The sequence below is a fragment of the Prosthecobacter sp. genome, from assembly GCF_044222345.1.
Classification (GTDB): Bacteria; Verrucomicrobiota; Verrucomicrobiia; order Verrucomicrobiales; family Verrucomicrobiaceae; genus Prosthecobacter.
Map to the genome: position 1 here is coordinate 1 of NZ_JBGANL010000098.1, position 9,019 is coordinate 9,019.

At 60.5% G+C, this 9,019-nt stretch carries 10 protein-coding genes; all 10 read right to left on the minus strand.

All coding sequences use genetic code 11. From position 1 onward, the window contains the following. Positions 1-487: sulfite exporter TauE/SafE family protein (locus ACILSL_RS25865; protein WP_395734967.1), on the minus strand; the 487-nt coding region annotated here is incomplete at its 3' end. Beyond that, positions 484-666 carry a hypothetical protein gene (locus ACILSL_RS25870; RefSeq protein ID WP_395734968.1) on the minus strand — a complete coding sequence of 61 codons (183 nt, stop codon included), beginning with the start codon at positions 664-666 and terminating at the stop codon, positions 484-486. The genes ACILSL_RS25870 and ACILSL_RS25865, both read right to left, overlap by 4 nt. Further along, positions 629-2,062 carry a cytochrome c oxidase accessory protein CcoG gene (gene ccoG / locus ACILSL_RS25875; protein ID WP_395734969.1) on the minus strand — a complete coding sequence of 478 codons (1,434 nt, stop codon included), beginning with the start codon at positions 2,060-2,062 and terminating at the stop codon, positions 629-631. The genes ACILSL_RS25870 and ccoG overlap by 38 nt, the downstream gene beginning before the upstream one ends. 15 nt (positions 2,063-2,077) lie before the next feature. Further along, on the minus strand, positions 2,078-2,713 hold the full coding sequence (locus ACILSL_RS25880; RefSeq protein ID WP_395734970.1) for a cbb3-type cytochrome c oxidase N-terminal domain-containing protein: 636 nt from the start codon (positions 2,711-2,713) through the stop codon (positions 2,078-2,080). A gap of 10 nt (positions 2,714-2,723) precedes the next feature. Continuing rightward, positions 2,724-2,876, minus strand: coding sequence for a hypothetical protein (locus tag ACILSL_RS25885; RefSeq protein ID WP_377167108.1), 153 nt, complete (start codon positions 2,874-2,876; stop codon positions 2,724-2,726). Between the two features lie 24 nt (positions 2,877-2,900). After that, complete coding sequence (gene ccoN / locus ACILSL_RS25890; RefSeq protein ID WP_395734971.1) at positions 2,901-5,285, minus strand: cytochrome-c oxidase, cbb3-type subunit I; 2,385 nt, start codon at positions 5,283-5,285, stop codon at positions 2,901-2,903. Beyond that, on the minus strand, positions 5,278-5,502 hold the full coding sequence (locus tag ACILSL_RS25895; protein ID WP_395734972.1) for a hypothetical protein: 225 nt from the start codon (positions 5,500-5,502) through the stop codon (positions 5,278-5,280). Before ACILSL_RS25895 ends, ccoN begins: the two co-directional genes overlap by 8 nt. An 83-nt stretch (positions 5,503-5,585) precedes the next feature. Beyond that, complete coding sequence (locus ACILSL_RS25900) at positions 5,586-7,223, minus strand: hypothetical protein (protein ID WP_395734973.1); 1,638 nt, start codon at positions 7,221-7,223, stop codon at positions 5,586-5,588. Between the two features lie 58 nt (positions 7,224-7,281). After that, positions 7,282-8,694, minus strand: a complete 1,413-nt coding sequence (locus tag ACILSL_RS25905; RefSeq protein ID WP_395734974.1) for a M81 family metallopeptidase — start codon at positions 8,692-8,694, stop codon at positions 7,282-7,284. Between the two features lie 9 nt (positions 8,695-8,703). Beyond that, positions 8,704-9,019 (minus strand): L,D-transpeptidase (locus ACILSL_RS25910; RefSeq protein WP_395734975.1); only part of this gene is annotated, 316 nt, incomplete at its 5' end.

Here is a 9,019-nt window from a genome sequence, read left to right on the forward strand (position 1 = left end):
CCGCAAATCCCCCCCCCTTCACCGCACTGCCATTCGCTGAGGCCAGCGCCAGCATCATGTACAGCGGCCCGCACGGCAGCAGCGGCGTCGCCAGCCCGAGAATCGCGGCGCGCCACGTGCTCTTCATTTTAAACGCCGCCGTCTGCACCCGGCGCAGCCCGGCGGAGAGAAAGTGCGGCTTCGGCAGCCAGGCATCCAAACCCAGCCCCACGCACGCAAAGGCCAGCACCAGCAGCCACGGCAGCACCATGCCCGCACCATGCTGGAAAAACGCCAGCGGCACCGCCCCCAGAGTTCCCGCGATCGCACCCGCCGCACCATACGACACCATGCGCCCGGTGTGGTACAAGGCCGTGCTTTGCATAAAGCCACCCCCTTTGGGTCCCACGGCCCATGAGCACGAAAGCGGCCCGCACATGCCCACGCAATGCACGCTGGTGACGATTCCAGCCACAAAGGCGGCAGCACTGGTGTCGATCTGCATCATGCCGGTATCAGCTGCTTCAGCGGCACGACCTCCGGTTGGTTTTTGATGGCGATGTAGAACAGCACGCTCCAGGCGCTGATCAGCACGACAAACGCCAGCACCACCCACAACCAGGGCCGGCGCGCGATGAAGCCCCCGGCTTCACTTTTGGAGGTATTGGCTGGGGTTGAGGTAGTCATTGGATTTCAGGCTAGGGTCCGGACCGGCAAACTCGAAAGGCTTCGTACGGTAGGTTTTGCCATCCTTCGTATCTGTGATGCTGATGCTGAGCTTAAAGGGAGCCTTGAAGGCGGCTTCTGGCAGCGTGATCATCAGCGGCTTCAGTTCCTCCCCTTGCGCGGCGATGGTCACCGGCGCATCCGCACCCGCAGCAGCCAGTCCCGCCGGCAGATCTCCGGCCAGCGCCAGCGTGAATGTCCGCGGCTCGTTGCGCTTGTTGATCAGCCTCACCAGAAACTGGTTTCGCACGATGTTGTTCGTCACGTAGTAGGGAGACCCCTGCATGCGCAGCACATTCGCACGCATGGGTTCGATCCGGCTCGCCGCAAAGCCAAAGACTCCCACCCCCAGCAGCAGCAGCCCGGTGTAGAAAATGATGCGGGGTCGGATCAGCCGCGTCTTCCCGCCGCCAAACCCGATGAAGGAGTCATACCTCACCAGCCCCGGCTTCCGCCCCAGTTTTGTCATGATGCTGTCACAGGCGTCCACGCATGCCGCGCAGCCTATGCACTCCAGCTGCAGCCCGTTGCGGATGTCGATGCCCGTCGGGCACACCTGCACGCAACGCGTGCAGTTCACACAGTCCCCCGCCCCCGTGGTGCCCGCCTTGCCGCGCGGCTCCCCACGCTTCTTGTCGTAGCCCACATTGATCGTGTGGTCGTCCGTCAGCGCCGACTGCATGCGCCCATACGGGCACATGATCACGCAGAACTGCTCCCGGAACCAGCTGAACGCCCCATAGAGCCCCGCTGTCAGAAACATCATCACCCCAAACGCAATCACGTGCGCCTGCGGCGAGTGGTGCATCATCTCATACAGCTTCTCCAGCGACACAAAATAGCTCAGAAAGATGTGGGCGATGATCAGCGACGCCAGTACATACAGCCCGTGCTTCAGCCCACGCCGGGCTATCTTGCCCGCCGTCCACGGCGCGGCATCCAGCTTGCGCCGTGCCGTCGCATCGCCATCCACCAGCCTCTCGATGCGCCGGTAAATGTGCTCCAAAAACACCGTGTACGGGCATGTCCAGCCGCACCACACCCGCCCAAACAGCGCCGTGACATAAAACAGCGAGAACCCCAGCCCCGTGACAAGGAAGAACCCCACCCACAGGTCCTGCACCGCAAGGGTCAGCCCCATGAAATGAAAGCGCCGGTTCAGTACATCCAGAAACACCGCCGGAAAGCCGTTCACCGGGATCCAGGGCAGCGCCACATAGATCAGCAGCAGCACCAGCGCCGCCAGCCGCCTTGCCCGCGTCAGCTTGCCTGACACATCCGCCGGGTGCAGCGTTTTTTTACTGCCATCCTGGTTGATGGATCCTAGAGAAACGAGATTGGGGTTGGGGGCTGGCATAGAGGTGTCCCGGCTTTATTTCGCGGCGGGCGCTGGCGCGGTGGTTGCAGAGGCAGGCGGTGAGTCAGCAGCACGGGTGATCGGCTCACCCTCCTTGTGGTGGCTCAGAACAAACGCCACCACCTCGCTCACACGCTTCATGCCCAGCACCTGTTCCCAGGCTGCCATGCCTTTGGTGATGTCAGGCGAGCCCTTCCGGACGATCTTGAAAATCTCCGTCGGCTTCCCGCCATGCTTCCATTCCTGGTCATTCAGCGGCAGGCCGGGCAGCTTGGCACCGCTGAGCATGCCGCTGAGATCCGGGCCGTGGCAGGTGACACACATGCCCGGCGTCATGAAGGTCGCCTTTCCGGCCTCCACCGCCGCAGAGTCCTTCGAAAGAGCCCAAAGCTGCTCATCCGTGATGGATTCCATCTGCTTGTCTCGTGCCTGCTGCATTTCGGCCATGGCTTTGTCGATGAGGCTTGTGTCGCTGCTGCCCAGACCGAGCTGGTAGTAGCACAACCAGTGCACCACAAACCACGCGATGGCAATGTAGAGGGTGAACAGCCACCAGTTCGGCAGTTTCTGGTCATACTCCTGAATCCCGTCATAGACGTGGTCGCTCAGTATTGGCTCGTTGTTGTTGGGGGATGGCTTCTTGGAGTCCATGGCGGGGGGATTATTCGAGTGGCAGACGTGACATGTTCTCGGCCTTGTCCTTGCGCAGCAGCATGCCTCGGAGAGTCATGATGCCAAAGACCAGCACGGTGGTGGCGAAGGAGATGATGGGCACCACGAGGTGCCAGTTTTCATAAATGATGCGCTTGTACATGACGGCGGAAAGGTTGGGGGGGGGTTACTCGGCTCCGTTGTCCCGGCGGCCTTTGTCAGGAATGATCGGCGCCAGCGGGAAGGGCACTCCCTGCCCTTTTTTGGTCAGGGTTTCCTCCACGGCAGGCTGTTCAAACTGGCCCAGCTTCTGCAGGTAGGCGATCACCGCCACCATCTCGCTGTCGGGCCGGACCACGATGTTCGACTTCTTCAGCTCCGTGGCGATCTTCACTCCCTGCTCCAGAGCCTTCATCTTGATCTCCGTGGCATCCATCGGCGGGTAAGGCACTCCCAGCCTGCGCAGCACGGCAATCTTTGAAGGCAGCGCCTTCTGGTCAAACGCCTTCCCGCTCAGGTGCGCATACGGCGGCATGTTCGACTGCGGAGACATGGAACGCGGGTCCATCAGGTGCTCGTAGTGCCAGGAATCAGGACGCTGACCGCCTTCGCGGGCCAGATCCGGCCCCGTTCTCTTCGAGCCCCATTGGAACGGATGGTCGTAGATGCTCTCACCCAGGCGTGAGTAGTCGCCGTAGCGCATCACGTCCGGCACCAGCGTGCGGATCATCTGCGAATGGCAGTTGTAGCAGCCCTCGCTCACGTAGATGTCACGGCCCGCAAGCTCCAGCGGCTCGTACAGCTTCTGCAGCCTGTCTTCCACATTCTTCGCACTGTTCACCGTCACCGTTGGGATGATCTGGATCAGCCCGCCAATCACCACCGCGACAAACGTCAGCACCGTGAACGGCAGGTAGTTGTGCAGCAGGCTCTCGTACCAGTTGGCCCACGAGTGGCTCGTCTTCTGGAACCGCCGCACAGCCATGTAGCCAAAGACGATCGCGCAGATCAGCGAGGCCACGTCAGCTCCTGGCGGCAGGAAGATCCAGCCAAAGATCAGCAGCAGCGCTCCGAAGGTGCAGGCCGTCGGGTCATTGAAGAAGGTCTCCTTCATGCCCATCGTGTCCGTGCCGCCGCGCTGCAGCACCGCCACCTCGCGCACTTCATTCACTGCCTTGCCGCTGCGGATCGTCTTCCACAGGTTGATGCACATCACAATCCAGCCCAGCAGGAACATGCCGCCGCCGATGACGCGCAGCCCCATCAGCGGGCGGATCGCCTGCAGCGTATCCAGGAAGGTGTTCTTCACGGCCAGCCCGTCCGCGGTGACCTGGTTCAGCATCAGCCCCTGCATGATGCCGCTGATCCACATCGCCACCACGTAGAGCAGGATGCCGAAGGTGCCGATCCAGAAATGGAAGTTGGCCATGCTGTTGGAATACAGGCGGGTGTTCCACAGGCGGGGTGCCAGCCAGTAGAACAAACCTGCGGCCATGAAGCCGTTCCAGCCCAGCGCACCCGCATGCACGTGGCCGATCGTCCAGTCAGAGTAGTGGGAAAGCGAGTTCACCACACGGATGGAAAGCAGCGGCCCTTCAAAGGTGGACATGCCGTAGAACGTCACCCCGGCGATGAAAAACTTGATCACCGGATCCGTCCGCAGCTTGTCCCACGCACCGCGCAGCGTGAGCAGGCCGTTGAGCATCCCGCCCCAGCTCGGAGCCCACAGCATCAGGCTGAAGAACATCCCCAGCATCTGCAGCCACTTCGGCAGCGCCGTGTTCAGCAGGTGGTGCGGGCCCGCCCAGATGTAAAGAAACACCAGCGACCAGAAATGCACGATCGACAGCCGGTAGGAATACACCGGCCTCTCCGCCGCCTTCGGCAGGAAGTAGTACATGATCCCAAGGATCGGCGTCGTCAGGAAGAAGGCCACGGCATTGTGCCCGTACCACCACTGCACCAGCGCATCCTGCACACCGGCAAAGACGCCGTAGCTGTGCGTCCAACTCGTGGGAATCGAAAGGTGGTTCACGATGTAAAGCATCGCCACCGTCACAATCGTCGCGATGTAGAACCACAGCGCCACATACAGGCTCGGCTCGTTCCGCTTGTGCAGCGTCAGAAAGAAATTGATCGCAAACACCACCCAGATCACCGCCACCGCCACGTTGATCGGCCAGATCAGCTCGGCGTACTCCTTGCCGCGTGAAAGCCCCAGCGGCAGCGTGATCGCCGCCGCCACAATGATGAGCTGCCAGCCCCAGAAGTGAATGGCGCTCAGCGTGTCATTGCCCATGCGGCACTTGCACAGCCGCTGCGTGGAGTAGTAGATGCCTGCGAACATCATGTTGCCCACGAACGCAAAAATCGCCGCATTCGTATGCAGCGGACGCAGACGGCCAAAGGTTAGCCATTCAGCGAGGTTGAGCTGGTGGAAGTTGAGCTGGCTGGCGATGAAAACGCCGGCAAGCATGGCAACGACGCCGAAGATGATCGACGCCAGCATAAACTGGCGGACGACTTTGTCGTTGAATTCAATGGGTACTTTGGAGGCTGCGGTGCTAGTCATGGGAAAGGGAGTGTGAGGAAGGTGTTGCAGGCACCGTCACGCGGGTGCCCTCAGGTTCGTCGAGTGGCAGCAGTGCATCTTGCTCGATGCTGCCCCGCCGCCGCTGCACTCGCTCCGCCAGATACAGGGCCGCAAACAAAACGGCAAACATGAGGCTGACGAAGATGGTGACGGCAAAAACTTCCATAAGAGAGAGGCTGCGGAATACTGGACTCACGCTGGCGTTATAAAAGCTCAAATTGAACCTCGCTGCAACCCCCCCCTTGGTAATGCCTCACCCGATCTTGTGAGGCTGCTCAATTACCGCCTTGTTTGCCTCTCAAAAATCGACGGTTCCTCACGGTCAGCCACCTTCAGATACCGGAAATAGACCTCCAGTTGCAGCGTGCACAGGCACTGACGGTAAATCGCGTCCGCCGCATCCCCCGCAGGCCAGTTCGGACGGCCCCGTTTGAAGGAGCCGTCGGCCTGCTGCGCGCCAAGAATCTGCGGCAAAAACTGCGCATTGTAGAACTTCCAGTCATCCTCACCCGCCTGAAAGAAAGCCTGGGTGTAATAGTACCAGCAGTACAGGTTGCAGTTGCGCTCCCAGTCCAGCGGTTCGCTGGTGAGAAACTCGCGCAAAAAACGAATCCCCTTCTTCACCGGAGCCGCCTGTGGTGCCGTAACCCCAGCACCCCGCATCCCGTCAGGCCCCTGGTTGTAGTGCTCATCCCGGTCTGTTTTGCCAAACCTGCCAGCCTTCGTCTGTGGACTCCAGATAATCGCAGCAGCGTTTGATCGCCCCATCCACCCCTCAATCTTCAACCCCGAATGCTTCGCCGCCTTCAGCGCCTGAAACTGCCAGCCGCTGACCGACAAATCCTCACCCCGGCTGTCCTTGTTGTAAGCAGTCGGCAGGCCCGCATCCTTCCCCCCATAGGTCCAGGAGCCCTGCAAATTCTGCTGCTCGATGATAATCTGCACCCCTTTTTCAAAAGTCTCGCGCAATCCCGGCAGGCTGCGGTTCCCCAGCCGGTAAAACGAATATATTTCGCCGAGCGCATAAGTCGCGATTCCATGCTCATAAGTTGCGGAATTCGACACAACATTGTCCGCCAAAATCCCATGCGGATTCTTCCGTGCCAGCTCCACCAGATAGAGCATCCCATCGCGTACATTGTCGCCGTAGAACGCCGAATCCGGCGTCTCGCAGCGTCCCAAGTAACACAGCAGCGTCAAACCCGTCATCGCCGCCTTGTTCCTGCTCCCCCACGATCCATCCGCATTCTGCCGCCCCTTCAACCAAGCCAGTGAGCGCGAAACTGCCATCTCACACTCCGGCGTGCCCCCATTTTCCCTCAGTTTCTCCAAACGGCTCTGCATCGAGCACCTGCCACCAAACAGATGCGGAAGTTTGGATATTTGGGCGGAAGGCCCCGTTCCACCTAGACCAGGACCACTTACACCACTGACTATCAAAGTCTTGCCAAGCAACCCTCCCTGCCCCACCTCCGGCAGAACCATAACTTCGCCCTCTGGCAGTGAAACATCCCTTGGTGCTTCCACACCAATTCGCGTCTGCGGCACCCTGCGTGCCATCGCACTCATCTGCTTCATGCTGACTCGATATTCCAAATCTTGCGAAGCCTCCACACTCGCCTGCGTTTGCCCCGCCGGAATGAAGTCCACTTCCTTCTTCGCGATCTGCGTGCCGACGATGATTACTCCCGCCAGCAGCAACAAACCGCAATGCACTGCAATGCTGAGCAACAGCGAACCACCACCGATCTGCCGCCAGCAGCGCAGCCACACTGAAGTGCGCACTTGCGGCACTGGTGCCGCATCTTCCACCATGACCGCCTGCATTACGGGTTCCGCAACAGGCGGCGGCTGAAACCGCTCCCAGCCGGGTGGCACTTGATACGCAGACGGTTGTTTAGGATCGTTCGTGTTCATGGCGGCGTGGAATCACACCGCATGACGCTGCACTGAGCTGCCTCTTGGGATGAATTTATCAGGCGCGTCGCAGATGACGGTACGGCAGCGTCTGCAGATTGCTGCTGCAAGGTCCCGGTGTATCCACCCACAGCATGCGGGCGGCGATCTTGTCATAGGCGCGGCGATGAGCCACGGCAGCTTTGACGGCAACGACTCCAAGTCCTTCAACCGCAATGCCCTGGCTATGCCACTGGCCGAGATCGAAGGGCGGTGTCTTCACGCTCGTAATGAGGATGGTAAGTCCCGCATGCCGGACCACGGCGCAGCGGCCCATGTCGAACACATCCCCGCACATGCTGGCCAGGTGGCTGTTTTTGTCTTCGAGTTCAAAGCGTCCGTCATTCAAGGCGACAAGCTCCACTTCCAGTTCCAGGGGTCCAGGGTCGAGACGGCTACCTTTGCCGCCGAGTTGGATGGTGCGTGCGCCGGCTTCGATCTCACTGACGGACTGCGGATCGCTGATGCAGATGGCAGCATTTGGAATGCCATGGCGAATGAGTGCACGCAGCAGCCCGGTGCAGTCTCCGGGTGCGCCGCCGCCGATGTTGTCCGAGGGTTCCACGAGGACGGTCAGGCCTGCAGGCAGTGGCTTGAGCTGTTCGAGAACCTCATCCACCGGCGGATCGGTGACCTGGCCGAGGTGGTTGAGTTCATGCGCACGCTTGCTCAGCGCTTCCAACGGCTGCGTAGCATCTGCCGTGGTGCAGGCAACGAAGCTGACTCCAGTGTTCGGGGTATCAGCAAAGCTGAAGCCTGCGACAACGTTCATGGCCCAGAGTGAATCGCCTTCAAACTGCCGCGCCATTGTTTCCAGCGTCAGCATGGGATCATTCGCCGTACCAGTGCCGGTTGGCGGCCAGTTGAGGCCCGGCTGCTGGAGCTGCATGTGCGGACGCTGGCCCGTGGTGAGGCAGCGGTTCAGCAAACGCGCTGCGATCAATCCGGCCTCGCGTGCGTCAGTATGCGGATTTTCGCGATAACCTACCAAACAGTCGGCCAGTGCCGCCATCTGCGGGGAGAAATTGGCGTGCAGATCAAAGACCCCAAAGATGGGCACGGTGGTGAGAGTTCGCAGCCGGCGAAGGATCTCGCCTTCCACATCAAGGATGGTTTCCGAGACCATGGCCCCATGCAGCACCAAATAGATGGCGTCGTAGTCGGCTTTGGCCGCAGCGGGGGCGATGTCGTTCCAGAACTGCTCAATCACTTCATCCGCCACGGTGACGGAAGGCTGTGCGCGGTAGTCGGCGGCGGGAATCATCTCCCAGCCGAATTCATCCGCCAGTTCAAGGACGCCGCCGAGGGGGGAGGAGTCGCCTTTGGAGGCCCAGAGTTCTTCTCCGCGGCGGATTTGGAAATCAGAGAGCGGGGTGAGGCCGTCGAGAAAGGTGTGGGTCTCATGGAAAAGACCGGCGATGAGAATACGCATAGAGGAATATTAACGCACGATGACACGCGTTCCTGGCCGAATGAGTTGAGGAAGACGAATAGCGTCCCAGTTGGCAAAGCGGACACAGCCCGCGCTGCGGGTGCGGCCGATGGTGCGTGGCATGGCAGTGCCATGGAGACCGATGCCCGACTTGCTCAGGCCACACCAGATGACGCCGATGGGACTGTTCGGCCCGGGGGGGATTTGAAAAGCCTCCTCACCCCGAACCCCTTCTTCAAGGAACTGCTTGTCGTAGCGGAAGGTGGGTGTGGCCATCATGGTCACCACTTTCCAGGTGCCGACCGGGATGAACTGCGGCTTGCCC